The following is a 17,166-nucleotide window of genomic DNA, read 5'->3' on the forward strand; positions in this document are numbered from 1 at the left end:
CCCAAGCATTGGCTCCTCATTGGAGCCATGACGGGCGGCATTGGCGGGCAAATGGCAAGGTAACAAGAGAGAGGGCGGGGCGGGTGAGCAGAACGGCGAGTCCGGCGTGAAGCGGGACTCGCCGGGTCAGAGTGGCTTGCCCGCCAGATAGCTCGTCAGCCAGGGCAGCCCCTCTTTCTTGCGACTGACGGCGCCAATGAGCTGGATGGGGTGGGCGGGCAGGATGCCGTTGCTGGCGAAATGGAGCTGGCTGCCCCCCTGAGCCAGGTCGGTCAACATCAGAACATAGGCATCCAGCCCATCCTCTGCCAGCCGCAGTTGCATGGCCTGTTCCAGCTCTGCCTGCCGGCTGTGCAGCTGACCCGGATCCATCACGCAGATCTGGCTGACATAGAGCTGGTAGCCGGCTATCTGGTATGCCTTCTCGTCGGCGGTGAGCAGCTCGGCCATGGGGGCATCTCCGAGCTGGGTGCGGCGCTCCAGCAGGGTCTGGGCGAAGGGCTCCAGCGCCAGATCCGCCAGCGGTAGCAGGGCATGGACGGCGGCGCGATCGCGCGCCGTGGTGGTGGGCGAGGTGAGGCTGAAGGTATCGCTGATGATGGCCCCCAGCAGCAGGCGAGCCTGGGCGCGGGAGAGGGTATGGTAACCCATCAGCTCCAGCAGCACGGTGGCGCTGCAGCCCACGGCCCGGATCCAGGCATCGAGCGGTCCACGGGTAATGAGGGTGCCGATGCGGTGGTGATCGATGAGGCCCTGCACGTCGGCCTCAGCCAGCCCCTCCGGCCCCTGCTCCAGCTCGCTGAAATCCACCAGGAACACCTCTTTGTTGGCCACGCTGCCCTGCAGCAGGGGCGGGGCGGCGACGCCGGCGGTTTCCAGAATGAAGCGGGTTTCGGCGATGGGTTCGCCAAGGGCATAGGCCTGGGCAGGGCGGCCCTGGCGATTGAGCCAGTCGGCAGCCACCAGGGCGGTACAGATGCTGTCGCTATCGGGACTCTTGTGGCCAAACACGTGGAGCATGGCGGTGTTCCTGCAGTTGGTGGCACGCCCAAGATAGTCGGCGCAGGCGTGCCGGCAAAAAATGAAGGTAGGGCATGCCCCGACCGGTTTCACTCTAGGCGCCGCCCGCCTTGCTGGCAACCGGCGGGGCAACAAGGCCAGGGTATGTAGCGACGCGTGGGAATTATCATGCTACCGGCTACCGGCTACCGGCTACCGGCTACCGGCTACCGGCTACCGGCTACCGGTGAGGGTGTTGATGAGTGGGCGCGTGTCATGACGGTCGCATATGGTGCGCAGCGTAAGGCCGAGAGCAGAAGGGAAAACCGGCGGTTCGACCGCCGGGATCACCGGGGAGAAACGGGAGCCGACCTCAGCAGGCCAGCAGTTCGCGGGCGTTGGCCAGGGTGTTGTCGGTGATCTGATCGCCCCCCAGCAGACGGGCCAGCTCGTTGAGACGGGCACTCTGATCCAGTGCCTGCATCTGGGTCTCGGTGGTCTTGCCGTCGGTGTGCTTGCTCACCACCATGTGCTGGTGCCCCTTGCCCGCCACCTGGGGCAGGTGGGTGACCACCATCACCTGGGTGGAATCCCCCAGCTGGCGCAGCAGGCGACCAACCACGGCCGCTGTCGGGCCGCTGATCCCCACATCCACCTCGTCGAAGATAAGGGTCGGCGTCGAGATCTTGCGGGCGCTGATCACCACGATGGCAAGGCTGATGCGCGACAGTTCGCCGCCGGAGGCCACCTTGCCGAGCGGCTGGATCGGCTGGCCCGGGTTGGTGGTGACCATAAACTCCACCCGATCGATGCCAAGGGGCGAGAGGCTGCTCTGGGCATCGGGGCGCACCTCGATGGCGAAGCGGCCGTCCGGCATCGCCAGCTCGTGCATGCTGGCACTCACCTTGGCGCCGAGCTCCTCGGCATAGCGCTGGCGACTCTGGCTCAGGGCCTCGGCGGCCTGCACGAAGGCCTGCCGGGCCTCGGCCAGTTCGTCTTCCATCCCCTCCAGCCGTTCCTCGTCTGAGTTGAGGCGGGCGAGGTCTGCGGCCAGCTCCTGATGGTACAGGGCCAGCTCGGCCGGTTTGACGTGGTGCTTGCGGGCCAGGTTGATGGCCTTGGAGAGGCGGCTCTCCAGCTCGTTGAAGCGCTCTGGATCCAGCTCCAACCGGTCCAGGTAGCTGCGCAGTTCGCTGTGGCTCTCCTGCACCCCGATCAGGGCCTCGTTGAGCATGCCGAGCACATCGCCCAGCCGGCTGTCCATGGCAACCAGCCCCTCGGCCCGGTCGACGACGGTCTGCAGCAGGCCGGCGATGGTGGCCTCCTCGTTGTCATAGAGCAGATCCAGACAGGCGCCGCACTCCTGCATCAGCTCGGTGCCATTGGCCAGGCGCTGATGCTCCTCTTCAATCTCTTCAAACTCCCCCGGTTGCAGGGCAAATTCATCGAGCTCCTGCACCTGGTACTCGATGAGCTGGCGGCGGGCCTCCCGCTGCTGCTGCTCGGCCTTGAGCCGGTTGAGCTCGTTTTGCAGCTGGCGCCACTGCTGGTAGTGGCGGCGCACCTCATCGAGCAGCAGATGGTGGCCGGCGTAGCCATCGAGCAGGGCGAGCTGGTAATCGGGTTTGAGCAGCATCTGGTGGGCATGCTGGCCATGGACGTTGACCAGCAGCTGGCCCAGGTTCTTGAGCTGGGTGAGGGGCACGGGCACGCCGTTGATGTAGCTGCGCGAGCGCCCCTCGGCGGAGATGACCCGTCGCACGATACACTCCCCTTCGTTTTCCAGCTCGTTGGTGGCGAGCCAGGCGCGAGCGGCCGGGTTGCCGTCCAGCAGGAAGCGGGCGCTGACCTCGCTCTTGTCACTGTCCGGTCGCACCATGCCGGCTTCGGCACGTTCCCCCAGGCACAGGCCCAGGGCGTCGATGGCGATGGATTTGCCCGCCCCGGTCTCACCCGTGATGCAGGTCATGCCCGGTTGCAGATCGAGTTCGAGAAACTTGACGATGGCGAAGTTGTTGACGGTCAGCTGGGTCAGCATGGTCTCATCCTGTATGGGCCAACATTACTGTGTATGCATCCAGTATATACTGGTTTTTCATACAGTAAAGATGTCGCCGCAGGACGGAATGCAAAGCGGCCCGTGTCAGGGGCCGTTTTGTGAGGAACAGGGAGTGCAGGGCTGGGGATCAGAACAGCTTGCTGCCCCAGCCGAGCTTGTTGCGCAGCACGTGGAAGTAGCTGTAATCGAGCGGATGCACCAGATGCAGCTTGTGGCTGCTCTTCTTGATGAGGATCTCGTCCCCCGGGTGGACCGCCAGGGTCACTTGACCGTCGCAGCTCACCTGCATGGCGTCGTCCTGATTGTCCGGTGAGACCAGCAGCCGCACTTCGCTGTCGGCGTCCAGCACGATGGGGCGGCTGCTCAGGGTGTGCGGGAACATGGGCACCAGTGTGATGGCGTTGAGCTTGGGGGTGAGGATGGCGCCGCCCGCCGACAATGAGTAGGCAGTGGAGCCGGTGGGGGTGGCCACTATGATGCCGTCCGAGCGCTGGCTGTACATGAAGCTGCCATCGATGTAGACCTCGAACTCGATCATGTGGGCAATCTTGCCCGGGTGCAGCACCGCCTCGTTGACCGCCAGGTTGTTGGACTTGCGCTCGCCGTGGCGATAGACCGCCGCCTCCAGCAGGAAGCGATGCTCGCTCTTGTAGTGGCCGCACAGCACCTGCTCCAGCGGCAGCAGGTAATCCTGCGGCGAGAGATCGGTGAGAAAGCCGAGGTTGCCCCGGTTCACCCCGATCACCGCCACGTCGAAGCGCGACAGCACCCGGGCGGCGCCCAGCATGTTGCCATCACCACCGACCACGATGGCGAGATCCGCCTGCTGGCCCAGTTGCACCAGATCCATCACGTTCTCGTCCATGATGCCGAGGGCGTGGGCCACCCGGCTCTCTACCAGCACCCGAAAACCGCGGGTGGTCAGGTATTGATGCAGGCCGGTCAGGGTCTGGTTGGCCCCTTCGTGGTGGGGCTTGCCAATCAGGGCGATGGTTTTGAACGGAGAATCCATGGTCTGTCGGGTCTGGGATGAGTATTGGGGGGAGTATACCGCGCTTTGGGGGGGATTTGTCTGCTGCCGGCGTGCCTGCTTGCGCCATGGGGCGGGAAAAGGCCGAAAATTGCCTGTCGCTGCACGCTCTTGGCGATAATGGCACCCTTTTCCCCTTGAAAGCCGGGGATCCATCCCCATAATAACGCCAACATAGTCGGCCCGTTGCCGTCCGGTCGCGCCACCGGAGAGCGGGCCCTCATAAGTAACCCGCAATTGGAGATGTCATGAACCACGAAGAACAAAAGGTTGAAGCGATGGAGCAAGTGGAAGCCCAGCCAGTCGAGCCGACCGATGTAGACAGTGAAGTGACAGCCGAGCAGGCCCGCATTGCCGAGCTGGAGGCGCAGCTGGAAGCTGCCCAGCAAGCCTCTGCCGAAGAGCGCGAGCGCGCCATTCGTGCCGTCGCCGAGATGGAGAACCTGCGTCGTCGCGCGGCGCAGGACGTGGAGAAGGCGCACAAGTTCGCGCTGGAGAAGTTCGCCGCCGAGCTCTTGCCGGTGCTGGACAACATGGAGCGCGCCATCGAGCTGGCCGACAAGGAAAACGACGCCCTCAAGCCGATGATCGAAGGGGTCGAGCTGACCCTGAAATCCATGCAGAGCGGCGTGGCCAAGTTCGGTCTGGCGGCGCTGGATCCGACCAACCAGCCGTTTGACCCCAACGCCCACCAGGCGATGAGCATGGTGCCGAGTGCCGACGTGGCGCCGAACACCGTCATCGCCGTGATGCAGAAAGGCTACGAGCTGAACGGTCGCGTGATCCGTCCGGCCATGGTCATGGTATCCAAGGCCGTCGACTGAGTCGGTGCTTGATGCCCAGGCCCGCCGCTTGGCGGGCTTTTTGTTGTGTATCCCTGAGGTGCGTCATGGCCCGGCCATGACAAAAGGTGGGGTTTTTGCAGGGCGGGGCTTGAAGTGGCCACTTGCGACCCCATATAGGATGCAAGGCCACGGCGGCACAAAAAATTTGATGCCGGGAGCTTGAAAGCCAGATTGGCAGGCCCCACCTAGCCGTTAACGCATTAAGGCGAGCCCCTCGCCAGTTTATTCAAAGTATTTGGAGATTCGTCAAATGGGTAAAATCATCGGTATTGACCTGGGTACTACCAACTCCTGCGTCGCTATTCTGGATGGCGACCATGCTCGCGTGATCGAGAACGCGGAAGGCGACCGTACTACTCCGTCCATCATTGCCTATGCCGATGACGGCGAAATCCTGGTTGGTCAGCCGGCCAAGCGTCAGGCCATCACCAACCCGAAGAACACGCTGTTCGCCATCAAGCGTCTGATCGGCCGTCGTTTCGAAGATGACGAAGTACAACGTGACCTGAAAATCATGCCGTACGCCATCGCCAAGGCCGACAACGGTGACGCCTGGGTCGAGGTGAAAGGCAAGAAAATGGCACCGCCGCAGATCTCTGCCGAAGTGCTGAAAAAGATGAAGAAGACCGCCGAAGACTACCTGGGCGAGCCGGTCACCGAAGCGGTCATCACTGTACCGGCCTACTTCAACGACGCCCAGCGTCAGGCCACCAAAGATGCCGGTCGCATCGCCGGTCTGGATGTAAAACGCATCATCAACGAACCGACTGCCGCGGCTTTCGCCTACGGCGTCAACAAGGTCAAGGGCGAGCGCAAGGTTGCCGTCTATGACCTGGGTGGCGGTACCTTCGATATCTCCATCATCGAGATCGACGAAGTGGAAGGCGAGACCACCTTCGAAGTACTGGCGACCAACGGTAACACCCACCTGGGTGGTGAAGACTTTGACAACCGCGTCATCAACTACCTGGTTGACGAGTTCAAGCGTGAGCAGGGCATCGACCTGCGCAACGACCAGCTGGCCCTGCAGCGTCTGAAAGATGCCGCCGAGAAAGCCAAGATCGAGCTCTCTTCCGCCCAGCAGACCGACGTCAACCTGCCGTACATCACTGCCGATGCCACCGGTCCGAAGCACATGAACATCAAGGTGACCCGCGCCAAGCTGGAATCCCTGGTGGAAGACATGGTGAAGGACTCTCTGGAGCCGGTTCGTGTCGCCCTGAAAGACTCCGGTCTGGCTGTTGGCGAGATCGACGACGTCATCCTGGTGGGTGGTCAGACCCGTATGCCGCTGGTTCAGAAGACCGTTGCCGAGTTCTTCGGCAAAGAGCCGCGCAAAGACGTCAACCCGGACGAAGCCGTGGCCATGGGTGCTGCCATCCAGGGTGCCGTGCTGTCCGGTGACAAGACCGACGTACTGCTGCTGGACGTTACCCCGCTCTCCCTGGGTATCGAAACCATGGGCAGCGTGATGACTGCGCTGATCGAGAAGAACACCACCATCCCGACCAAGAAGTCCCAGGTGTTCTCCACTGCCGAAGACAACCAGTCTGCCGTGACCATTCACGTGCTGCAGGGTGAGCGCAAGCGCGCCAGCGACAACAAGTCCCTGGGCCAGTTCAACCTGGAAGGCATCCGTCCGGCACCGCGTGGTCTGCCGCAGATCGAAGTGACCTTCGACATCGACGCCAACGGCATCCTGCACGTCTCCGCCAAAGACAAGGAGACCAACAAGGAGCAGAAGATCACCATCCAGGCCTCCTCTGGTCTGTCTGATGACGAGATCGAGCGCATGGTACGCGAAGCCGAAGCCAACGCGGCCGAGGACAAGAAGTTCGAAGAGCTGGTGCAGGCCCGCAACCAGGCTGATGGTCTGGTCCACTCCGTGCGCAAGCAGGTTACCGAAGCCGGTGAAGCCCTGCCTGCCGACGACAAGACCAAGGTCGAAGCTGCACTGAGCGAGCTGGAAACTGCCATCAAGGGCGACGACAAGGCCGTTATCGAGGCCAAGCAGCAGGCACTGCTGGAAGCGTCCCAGAAGCTGATGGAGATTGCCCAGCAGCAGGCTCAGGCGCAAGGCGCCGCCGGTGCTGATGCCGGTCAGTCCTCCTCTTCCGCCAAGGCTGACGACGACGTGGTCGACGCCGAGTTCGAAGAAGTGAAAGACGACAAGAAATAAGCCCGACCCAGATGGGCGAAGTCCGCTTCGCCCATCGGCTCAGAATCTGTTCACGGTCTGTCACGAGAGGCCGTCAGCAAGGTAAAGAGCAGCGCAGGAACCGGAGTGTATGTGAATACATGAGGATTCCGAGCAGCACATGAGCCTTGATCACGGCTTCGTAGTAAGAGTGTGAGCAGATTCGTCAATGAATTTACGGGCGTTGGGTGACCAACGCCCGTCTGCGTAACTGCTGATATAGCAACAGGATAAGTATGTCGAAGCGCGATTTCTACGAAGTGCTGGGGGTATCGAAAGATGCCGACGAGCGCGAGATCAAGAAGGCGTACAAGCGTCTGGCCATGAAGTATCACCCTGATCGCAATCAGGGGGATGCCGGTGCCGAAGAGAAGTTCAAAGAGGTCAAGGAAGCTTACGAGATCCTGACCGATGCCAACCTGCGTGCCCGCTATGACCAGTACGGCCACGCCAGCGTGGATCAGAGCCAGGGTGGCGGTGGCGCCGATTTCGGCGACATCTTCGGCGACGTGTTTGGCGATATTTTCGGTGGCAGCCGTGGTGGTGGCCGTCGCGGCCCGGCCCGTGGCTCCGACCTGCGCTACACCATGGAGCTGACCCTGGAAGAGGCGGTGCGCGGGGTCTCCAAGGAGATCAAGGTACCGACCCTGGTCCACTGTGAAGTGTGTAACGGCTCCGGTGCCCACACCGGCAGCTCTGCCCAGACCTGCCCGACCTGCCACGGCTCCGGCCAGGTGCAGATGCGTCAGGGCTTCTTTGCAGTGCAGCAACCCTGCCCCCACTGTCACGGCCGCGGCAAGATCATCAAGGATCCGTGCCGCAAGTGCCATGGCGAGGGGCGCTACCAGAAGACCAAGACCCTGTCGGTCAAGATCCCGGCTGGCGTCGACACCGGCGATCGCATCCGCCTCTCTGGCGAAGGGGAAGCGGGGGAAGCCGGCGCACCGGCGGGCGATCTGTACGTACAGGTACACGTCAAGGAGCACGAGATCTTCGTGCGTGACGGCAACAATCTCTACTGCGAAGTGCCCATCAGCTTCACCGCGGCAGCCCTGGGTGGCGAGATCGAAGTACCGACCCTGGATGGCCGGGTCAAGCTCAAGGTCACTCCTGAGACCCAGACCGGCAAGATGTTCCGCATGCGGGGCAAGGGCGTCAAGTCCGTACGCTCCGGCCAGGTGGGGGATCTGATGTGCAAGGTGGTGGTGGAGACCCCGGTCAAGCTGACCGAGCAGCAAAAAGAGCTGCTGCGCCAGCTGGACGAATCCTTCAGCGGTGCCGCCGCCAAGACCCACAAGCCGAAATCGGAAGGCTTCTTCGAAGGGGTGAAACGCTTCTTCGACGATCTGACCAGCTGATGTTCGCGACCCAGATAAAAAGAGCCGGCCCTGTGCCGGCTCTTTTTTTGCCCCAGCTTTAGCAAGATCCCCGCCTATTGAGTGGATCCCGATGAGGGATCTTCCTCACAATTTCCGCCAGTTCCTGCTGTACGAATGTTATCCCGCTCACACTTGAGCTGAAACGGTTTAGCTTGTGTATTGAGTTAGCTAAATTGGTTTAGCTATGCTCTCGTCATCGATAACAACAGGCCCAACCGGGCGACAGATGACAGGTGAGGACGATGACGATGTGCAAGCACAAGTTGGCGCTGGCGGTAGCGCTGGGATTGGGGATGAGCAGCCCGCTGTGGGCGGCGGATGGCGGTATCGAGGCCCGTCTGGCGGCGCTGGAGGCACGGGTGCAGGCGGCCGAGGCGCGCGCCACCGCCGCTGAAGCACGGGCCGATGAGGCCCAGAGCAAGGCAAACGAAGCCCGCGAGACGGCCGTGGTGGCCAAGGCCCAGAGCGAGAAGGTGGACAAGCAGACCGCCGGGGCCCAGGGTTTTGAGTTCCACGGCTATGCCCGCTCGGGCCTGCTGGTCAACGGCAATGGCAACGGCGGTCGCGGCGGCCCCTACATCACCCCGGCCGGCTCGGTGGGTGGCGCCGTGGGTCGTCTTGGCAACGAGGATGACACCTACATGGAGGCTAACCTGCTGAAGACCCAGACCTTCGCCGATGGCAGCTGGGCCCGCTACAAGTTGATGCTGGCAGACGGAGTAGAGACCAGCAACGACTGGACCGCCAGCGATTCCAGCCTCAACACCCGCCAGGTGTTTGCCGAGATCGGCGATCTGGCGAGCTTCGACGGTCCCTTCAAGCATGCTGTGCTGTGGGCGGGCAAGCGCTTTGACCGGGACAACTTCGACATCCACTGGCTCGACTCGGACGTGGTGTTCCTGGCCGGCACTGGCGGCGGCGTCTACGACGTGCAGCTGGCCGACAGCTGGAAGGCGAACTTCTCCCTCTACGGGCGCGACTACGGCGACATCAGCGCGAGCGGCCTCTCCGACATCGAGAGCTACATCCTCACCATGAACAACCGCGTCGGCAACTGGCAGTGGATGATCAACGGTCTGTCTGCCAAGGACAACGACGCCCGCATCAACGACGACGGCAAGGGGAGCGCGGCGGCTGACAAGGGGGTACACACCCTGCTGGCCTATCACGCCGACAGCTTCTTCGGGTTGCGCCCTGGCATGAGCAAGGTGGCCCTCTTGTACGGCCACGGCCTGGGGGCTCAGGTCAAGGGGCTGGGCTCGGAGAGCGAGCTGCTGCCGGATGCGGACGCGGTGCGGCTTGCGCTGTTCGGCACCACGGATCTCGGCAGCCAATGGCGCCTGGCGCCGGCCCTGCTGGCCGAGCAGAGCCAGGATCGCTACGTGAAGGGTGACGAGTACCGCTGGGCCACGCTCAACGGCAGGGTCGAGCAGATCCTGAGCCAGAACGTCGAGCTGGTCTACGAGGCGAGCTGGCAGTACATGGATCTCGATCCCAAGGGCTATCAGGGTCGCCAGGCGGTGCAGGGAAACTTCACCAAGCTCACCTTCGCCCCCACCTTCAAGGCGCAGACCGCCGGCTTCTTCGAGCGGCCCGAGCTTCGGGTATTCGCCACCTGGATGGACTGGTCCTCCGAGCTCGACCACTACGCCAGCACCGATGCCATGGGCCAGAGCAACTTCACCGCCGGGGGCGAGTGGAACTTCGGCGTGCAGATGGAAACCTGGTTCTAGTTCGTTATCCCGATCACAAAAATGGCAGCCGGCGTCGGGATCTGTTGGTTAGCTAAAACGGTTTAGCGGATAATGCCAGCCAACAAAACAGAGTCCGGGTTTGACAGTCGATCCGATGCAGCAGTGGAGTAGCAAGGTGACGAATCGTGTGTGGGTAATGGGGGATGCGGTGGTGGACTTGATCCCGGAAGGGGAGCAGCACTACCTCAGATGTCCGGGGGGCGCGCCGGCCAACGTGGCGGTCGGGGTGGCCCGGCTCGGTGGTGAGTCGGCCTTTATTGGCCGGATCGGCGCCGACCCCTTCGGCCGCTTTATGGCCGACACCCTGGCCAGCGAAGGGGTCGACACCCGTCACTTGATCCAGGAGCCGGCCCATCGCACCAGCACGGTGCTGGTGGAGCTCGATGAGGCAGGGGAGCGCAGCTTTACCTTTATGGTGAGACCCAGCGCGGATCAGTTCCTGACCCCCGCCGATCTGCCGGTCTTCCAGGCCGGGGAGTGGCTGCTCACCTGCTCCATCGCGCTCGCCAACGAGCCGGTGCGTGGCAGTTGCCTGCAAGCCATGGCGGCCATCAAGACGGCAGGTGGCCGGGTCTGCTTCGACCCCAACCTGAGGCCCGAGGTGTGGGGCAACCCCGCCGAGATGCTGCCTGTGGTGCGCGAGGCCATCGCCCTGGCGGATGTGGTCAAGCTCTCGGTCGAAGAGTTGCAGCAGCTGAGTGGTCAGATTGATCTGGCAGCGGGGCTCGCCACCCTTTCAGGCCCGCCCCTGGTGCTGGTGACCCGGGGGGCGGGGGGCGTGGTGGCTCGTCTCGGCGGTGAGCTGCTGGAGTGGGTGGGGCCCAAGGTGACCCCGCTCGATACCACGGGGGCGGGGGATGCCTTCGTTGCCGGTCTGCTGGCGGCCTTGGCCGAACGGACCTCGCTGCCCGCTCTGGATGAGCTGCCCGCCATCCTGGCCCGGGCCCACGGCTGCGGGGCGCTGGCTACCACCGCCAAGGGGGCGATGACGGCGCTGCCGAGTCGCACCGAACTGGATGCCTTTTTGCGATCAGGCGCAAGCGGCTGTTGATCCGCGGCTAGAACCGCGGGTCGACAGACCCAACTCTCATGTGACACGGGCCTGCCGACGGCGGGCCATAAGAGGAAGAATATGAATATCAGTGCGATAGCCAAGGATCTGGTGCCCCTGCTCGGGGGCAAGGAGAACATCGTCAGCGCCGCCCACTGCGCCACCCGGCTGCGGCTGGTGCTGGCGGACGACAGCAAGGTGAACAAGGCCGCCATCGACAAGCTGGACGGGGTCAAGGGGTGCTTCAGCAACGCCGGCCAGATCCAGGTGATCTTCGGCACCGGCCTGGTCAACAAGGTCTATGCGGAGTTCGTGGCCCTGACCGGGACCGGCACCGCCAGCAAGGCGGAGCTGACCGACCTGGCGACGGCCAAGCTCAACGTGGCCCAGCGTCTGGCGCGGACCCTCTCCAACATCTTCGTGCCCATCATTCCGGCCATCGTCGCCTCCGGCCTGCTGATGGGGCTGCTCGGCATGGTGCGCACCTATGGCTGGGTCAACGCCGACAGCGCGCTGTTCATCATGCTGGACATGTTCAGCTCGGCGGCTTTTGTCATCCTGCCGATCCTCATCGGCTTCACCGCGGCGCGCGAATTCGGCGGCAACCCCTATCTGGGGGCGACCCTTGGGGGCATTCTCACCCACCCGGCCCTGACCAACGCCTGGGGCGTGGCGGGGGGCTTCAAGACCATGGACTTCTTCGGACTGGACGTGGCCATGATCGGTTATCAGGGCACCGTCTTCCCGGTGCTCTTGGCGGTCTGGTTCATGTCCCACCTGGAGAAGCAGCTGAGAAGGCGCGTCCCCGATGCCCTGGATCTCATCCTCACGCCGTTTTTGACTGTCATCATCACCGGCTTCGTGGCGCTGCTCTTCATCGGCCCCGCCGGGCGGGTGCTGGGGGATGGCATCTCCTTCGGCCTGAGTGCCCTCTATGAGCAGGCAGGCTGGCTGGCGGGCCTGGTGTTTGGCGGGACTTATTCGCTGATCGTCATCACCGGCATCCACCACAGCTTCCACGCCATCGAGGCGGGCCTGCTGGCGAACCCGGCCATCGGCGTCAACTTCCTGCTGCCCATCTGGGCCATGGCCAACGTGGCCCAGGGTGGTGCCTGTCTCGCTGTCTATTTCAAGACCCGGGATGTGAAGATCAAGGCCATCACCGTGCCGGCGGCCATGTCCTGCCTGCTCGGTATCACCGAGGCGGCCATCTTCGGGGTCAACCTGCGCTACATCAAGCCCTTCCTGGCCGGCCTGTTTGGCGGGGCCTGCGGCGGCGCCTACGTGGTGGCGGCCAAGGTGGGCATGACGGCGGTGGGCCTGACCGGCATTCCGGGCATGGCCATCGTCCAGCCCATGAGCCTCATCCACTACGTCATCGGCCTGGTGATCGCCTTTGGCGCCGCTTTCGCCGCCTCCTACCTGCTCAAGTACAAGGTGGAGTGATGAAGGAAAGCCATCTCCTCAAACAGGTTGTCCGGTCCCTGTTGGCCGGCCAGCTCAAGGCAGCGGCCGATCCCCATCGGCCCCGTTGGCACCTGGCAGCCCCGGTGGGGCTGCTCAACGATCCCAACGGTTTTATCGAGCACGGCGGGCGCTACCATCTCTTCTACCAGTGGAACCCGCTGGGTTGCGCACACGCCAACAAGGGCTGGGGTCACGTTACCTCCGCCGATCTGCTGCACTGGCAGCATGAGCCGGTGGCGCTGCTGCCCATCGAGCCCTACGAGCAGAGCGGCTGCTACTCTGGCTCGGCGGTGAGCGACGAGCAGGGGCGCCTGACTCTCATCTACACCGGCAACGTCAAGTACCCGGACGGCAGCCGCACTGCCTACCAGTGCCTGGCCCGCGCCGACGGTGAGGGCGGCTTTGCGAAGCTGGGGCCCGTGCTGGAATTGCCCGCAGGCTACAGCGGCCACGTGCGCGACCCCAAGGTGTGGCACGACGGCCGGCAGTGGCTGATGGTGCTGGGGGCCCGCACCCTGGACGATCGGGGGGAGGTGCTGCTCTATCGCGGCGACACCCTGGAGGCCTGGACGCTGGTGGGCACCATTGCCGGCAGCGGGCGCGGGGGCCTCGGTGAGTTCGGTTATATGTGGGAGTGCCCGGACCTCTTCCCTCTGGCGGATTACCATGTGCTGATCAGCTGCCCTCAGGGCATAGCACCCCAAGGGGAGAATTATCGCAACCTCTACCAGTGTGGCTGGCTGGCGGGCGACTTCGATGGCACACAGTTCGAGCACGGGGCCTTCCACGAGCTGGACCGAGGCTTCGAGTTCTACGCCCCCCAGACCACCCTGGACAACCAGGGGCGCCGCCTGCTGTTCGCATGGCTGGGGTTGCCGGAGGAGAACGAGATGAGCCAGCCTACCCTCGAGCATGGCTGGATCCACCAGATGAGCTGCCCGCGGGAGCTGCTCTGGCATGACGACTGGCTCTGCCAGCGGCCGGTGGCGGAGATCTCGGCCCTTAAGGGAGAGCAAACTCGCTTCGAGGGAGCGCCGGGCGAGCTGCCTGCCCTGGCCATCGACTCGGCCTGGCTGGACCTGGTCTTGAGCGGGGAGGGGCGCCTCGGGTTCGGCGCCGTGGCCGAGCTGGTGTGGCAGCCGGGACGCCTTGTCCTGCGCCGCCAGAACTGGCAGAGCGGGGAGTGGGAGGAGCGATGCTGCCCCTGGCAGGGTGGCAAGATCACCCTCTTGTGCGATCGCTCCAGCCTGGAGTGTTTCGTGGATGGCGGCCGCCAGACCCTGTCTACCCGCTATTTCCCCGGTGAAAACCCAATACTTTCCGCACGTTGTGACAGTGACGACAGCAAAATTTGCCTCGATCACTGGCCGCTGGCGGCCTGCCTTGTACAATAGCCCGGTGTCAGTTTGCCGGGAGGTCAGGTGGAGAAGAAGAAACGGATCACGATTGCCCAGATAGCCACGCTCGCGGGGGTCTCCAAGGCCACCGCCAGCTTGGTGCTCAACGGCAAGAGTGCGGAGTACCGCATCGCCGACGACACTCGCAAGCGGATCCAGGCGGTGGCGGACGAGTGCCACTACCAGCCGAGCATCCATGCCCGCTCCCTGCGGGAGACGCGCAGTTACACCTGGGGACTGGTGATCCCCGACCTCACCAACTTCGGTTTCGCCAGCATCGCCCGAGCCCTGGAGGCTCACTGCCGAGAGGCGGGGACCCAGCTGCTCATCGCCTGCTCCGAGGATGACCCCACCCTGGAGCAGCGGGTGGTGGACAACCTCATCAGCCGCCAGGTGGACGGCCTCATCGTCGCCTCCAGCGGCCACAGCGACGACATCTATGCTCGCATTCACGACCGTCTGCCGGTGGTGCAGCTCGACCGCCACATCGGCGAGTCGCGCCTGCCCATGGTGATCTCGGATGCCTGCAAGGCCACCGCCGAGCTGGTGCAGGACATGGCGGCCGGCTGCGGGGAGGAGATCTACTACTTCGGCGGCCTGCTGGATCTCTCCCCCAGCCGCCACCGGCTGGCGGGCTACGAGCTGGGGCTGCACCGCGCCGGGCTGGAGGCCACATCAGACCGGGTGCGCCACCGTGACTACCAGCCAAGCTCGGGTTATCAGTTGATGGCCGAGCTGGTGGACGAGCTCGGCGCGCCGCCCAAGGGGCTCTTCACCGCCTCTTTCACCCTGCTGGAGGGGGTGCTGCGCTACCTCAACGAGGCGGGGCTGATGGAGACGGGCATGCGGCTGTGCACCTTCGACGATCACGACCTGCTCGACTGCATCCCCATGCGCATCGACTCGGTGGCCCAGGATTGCCCGGCCCTGGCTCGCGCCGCCTTCGAACTGATGCAACAGCTTATTGCGGGCAATCCCCCCACCCAGACCGCCCAGGTCATCCCCCCCAGGGTGCGCTGGCGCAGCCGTCGCTAACCAGGAAAGATGAAAAAGCCCCGCCAGTGCGGGGCTTTTTGCTGTGGGGCGAGGGCTCGCCTCAATCCGTGGTACTGGCGCGCCAGAACACCTGCTTGATGTGGGGGTGGATGCCGAGCTTCACCATCAGGGCGTCGAGCTCGTCACCATCGATGGAGGTGGCCAGCAGCACCGCCGAGATCTCCAGATCCCGCTCGCCGAAGGGCTCGATGTCGAGCTCGCTCAGCGGGTAGTTGGCCTGCTCCAGCATCTCTTCCAGCCAGTGCAGCACCTCCTTCTGGTGTTCGCGTTGGGTAAGGGCGGTCACCCGGTAAGTCACCTCGGTGTCTGTGTTGTCCACCGGACGGCGGTTGATCTGGTTCACCAGCGGGCGCAGCAGGGTGTTGGCGGCCAGCACGAAGAGGGCGCCGAGGATCGCCTCCATGGCAAGCCCGGCCCCGCTGGCGGCGCCGACCGCGGCGACTCCCCAGAGGGTGGCCGCGGTGTTGATGCCGCGGATGTTGCCGGACTCACGCATGATGACGCCGGCGCCGAGAAAACCGATGCCGGAGACGATGTAGGCCACTACGTGCACTACCCCGTAGGTGCCGCCGTGCAGGTCATAGATGCGCTGGGCCAGGTTGACGAACAGGGCCGCGCCCACCGCCACCAGCACATTGGTGCGAAGACCGGCGGTACGCTGGCGGTACTGGCGCTCCAGCCCCACCAGACTGCCGAGTACGAAGGCGAGCAGCAGGCTGGCCAGGGTATCGAGCAGGGAAAGCATGTCCAATTGTTGCCACATTTTCATGGCGTACTCCTTCTGTTGCAGATGGCCTTCCTGAAGACGGGCGAGGGGAGGGTTCCCTTGCCAGATTGCCGTGCGTGAAGGCCATGACCTCATCGAAAAACGCACGGAAAACCCGGCCCGACCATGCAGGCGGGCTGGGTAGCGAACTGGATTGAAAGGGGCCAGCATGGCTGGCCCCGGTTATGACGGCGATCGGCTCAATTGAGCGTGGGCTCGAGGTCACGGCGCGGATGCAGCTCCCAGCGAACCGGGTGGTGCACACCGACCTGGTGCACGAACTGCACCAGATAACGCCGCTGGGGCGGAGTGCAGTGCAGGTTTAGCACCAGCTCCCGCCCGCCGCTGCGACCGGGTCGCAGGGACTGCAAGGGTTGCAGGCCCGCCGGTTGCAGGGTGTGGCTGACCAGATCCAGCACCTGCTCCATGTCGGCCCGATCCTCGCAACGGATCTGCAGCCGATAGTGGTGCTGGCGCGGTTTGCCGCGCAGCCAGAGCGGCAACAAGCCACGGCCCAGTCTGCTCAGCAGGGGGTGAGTCCGGTTGGATACGGACAGGGTTGAAACAAAACGCATAGCAGCCTCCTTGTGGGAAGCAGAAACTATGCAGGCAAGGTGTCATGGCAAAGCCAGGTCACCTGACGTCAAGTGTAAAAAAGAGAAGAGGGGAGTGGATTTCCGCTTCTCGCAGGGCTGCGAGCATGCGGCAGAGGAAGACCTGCGGCTAGCTCGCGACCCGGGTACCGACGACGAGGGTCGGTCTACAACTGTCACTTGATGAGTTGCCCACTGATGGTCTCCGCTGTTGATGAACGGCCAGATGGTACTCATCCAGAGCGGTGAGGTAAAGCCTCAACTCCCTTTCAGCAACATTTAGATACAAGTTTGTCAATAATCGGGGCCGGCTGGCTACCTCCATGGCCATGAGAGGGCGGCGAGATGCCCCGCCCCCTCATCCCACCCCAGATGGCCGGTTTTTCTCTACCTTGGCGCGCCGCTATTTCAACCCCAGCCGTTTGAGGATCATCGCGGCCGGGCAGAAGCCGGTGAAGGCGCTCTGGATCAGGTTGACCCCGACAAAGACGCTCAGCCAGACAAACCCGGGGTGCACCCAGGCGGTGAGCAGCAGCGACAGCAACAACATGCAGCCCGCGACCACTCTTACTC

14 protein-coding genes are annotated in these 17,166 nt (G+C 63.8%); 8 read left to right on the plus strand and 6 right to left on the minus strand.

Going from position 1 to position 17,166, the window contains the following annotated elements:
- Positions 1-126: 126 nt before the first annotated feature.
- The 3 genes from CAK78_RS00105 to nadK form a co-directional block, all read right to left on the minus strand.
- Positions 127-1,020: a DHHA2 domain-containing protein gene (locus CAK78_RS00105; RefSeq protein ID WP_094695968.1), complete on the minus strand. Its 894-nt coding sequence runs from the start codon at positions 1,018-1,020 to the stop codon at positions 127-129.
- Between the two features lie 352 nt (positions 1,021-1,372).
- Complete coding sequence (gene recN / locus CAK78_RS00110) at positions 1,373-3,037, minus strand: DNA repair protein RecN (RefSeq protein ID WP_094695969.1); 1,665 nt, start codon at positions 3,035-3,037, stop codon at positions 1,373-1,375.
- A 148-nt stretch (positions 3,038-3,185) separates the two neighbouring features.
- Positions 3,186-4,070, minus strand: coding sequence for an NAD(+) kinase (nadK, locus tag CAK78_RS00115; RefSeq protein ID WP_005303013.1), 885 nt, complete (start codon positions 4,068-4,070; stop codon positions 3,186-3,188).
- A gap of 266 nt (positions 4,071-4,336) precedes the next feature.
- On the opposite strand from nadK, the gene grpE reads away from it, so the two are divergent.
- From grpE to CAK78_RS00155, 8 genes are all read left to right on the plus strand, one after another.
- Positions 4,337-4,912: a nucleotide exchange factor GrpE gene (gene grpE / locus CAK78_RS00120; RefSeq protein ID WP_005303011.1), complete on the plus strand. Its 576-nt coding sequence runs from the start codon at positions 4,337-4,339 to the stop codon at positions 4,910-4,912.
- A 271-nt stretch (positions 4,913-5,183) separates the two neighbouring features.
- Positions 5,184-7,112 carry a molecular chaperone DnaK gene (dnaK, locus tag CAK78_RS00125; RefSeq protein WP_005303009.1) on the plus strand — a complete coding sequence of 643 codons (1,929 nt, stop codon included), beginning with the start codon at positions 5,184-5,186 and terminating at the stop codon, positions 7,110-7,112.
- A 254-nt stretch (positions 7,113-7,366) separates the two neighbouring features.
- Positions 7,367-8,488, plus strand: coding sequence for a molecular chaperone DnaJ (dnaJ, locus tag CAK78_RS00130; protein WP_094695971.1), 1,122 nt, complete (start codon positions 7,367-7,369; stop codon positions 8,486-8,488).
- Between the two features lie 263 nt (positions 8,489-8,751).
- Positions 8,752-10,242, plus strand: a complete 1,491-nt coding sequence (locus tag CAK78_RS00135; RefSeq protein WP_094695972.1) for a carbohydrate porin — start codon at positions 8,752-8,754, stop codon at positions 10,240-10,242.
- 115 nt (positions 10,243-10,357) lie between these two features.
- Positions 10,358-11,314, plus strand: coding sequence for an aminoimidazole riboside kinase (locus CAK78_RS00140; RefSeq protein ID WP_094695973.1), 957 nt, complete (start codon positions 10,358-10,360; stop codon positions 11,312-11,314).
- Between the two features lie 81 nt (positions 11,315-11,395).
- Positions 11,396-12,760, plus strand: coding sequence for a sucrose-specific PTS transporter subunit IIBC (locus CAK78_RS00145; protein WP_094695974.1), 1,365 nt, complete (start codon positions 11,396-11,398; stop codon positions 12,758-12,760).
- The gene (locus tag CAK78_RS00150; protein WP_094695975.1) at positions 12,760-14,175 is read left to right on the plus strand and encodes a glycoside hydrolase family 32 protein; all 1,416 of its coding nucleotides are present in this window, start codon (positions 12,760-12,762) and stop codon (positions 14,173-14,175) included. Before CAK78_RS00145 ends, CAK78_RS00150 begins: the two co-directional genes overlap by 1 nt.
- 27 nt (positions 14,176-14,202) lie before the next feature.
- On the plus strand, positions 14,203-15,213 hold the full coding sequence (locus CAK78_RS00155; protein WP_094695976.1) for a substrate-binding domain-containing protein: 1,011 nt from the start codon (positions 14,203-14,205) through the stop codon (positions 15,211-15,213).
- A gap of 61 nt (positions 15,214-15,274) precedes the next feature.
- On the opposite strand, the gene CAK78_RS00160 is transcribed toward CAK78_RS00155, so the two are convergent.
- The 3 genes from CAK78_RS00160 to CAK78_RS00170 all read right to left on the minus strand — a co-directional run.
- The gene (locus tag CAK78_RS00160; protein ID WP_094695977.1) at positions 15,275-16,003 is read right to left on the minus strand and encodes an MgtC/SapB family protein; all 729 of its coding nucleotides are present in this window, start codon (positions 16,001-16,003) and stop codon (positions 15,275-15,277) included.
- A 197-nt stretch (positions 16,004-16,200) separates the two neighbouring features.
- Complete coding sequence (locus CAK78_RS00165; RefSeq protein ID WP_094695978.1) at positions 16,201-16,575, minus strand: hypothetical protein; 375 nt, start codon at positions 16,573-16,575, stop codon at positions 16,201-16,203.
- A 421-nt stretch (positions 16,576-16,996) separates the two neighbouring features.
- On the minus strand, positions 16,997-17,166 hold a 170-nt coding region (locus tag CAK78_RS00170; RefSeq protein ID WP_254924653.1), incomplete at its 5' end, for a YgaP family membrane protein.

Origin of the sequence: Aeromonas sp. A35_P (assembly GCF_002259925.1) — a bacterium.
GTDB classification, from domain to species: Bacteria; Pseudomonadota; Gammaproteobacteria; order Enterobacterales; family Aeromonadaceae; genus Aeromonas; species Aeromonas dhakensis.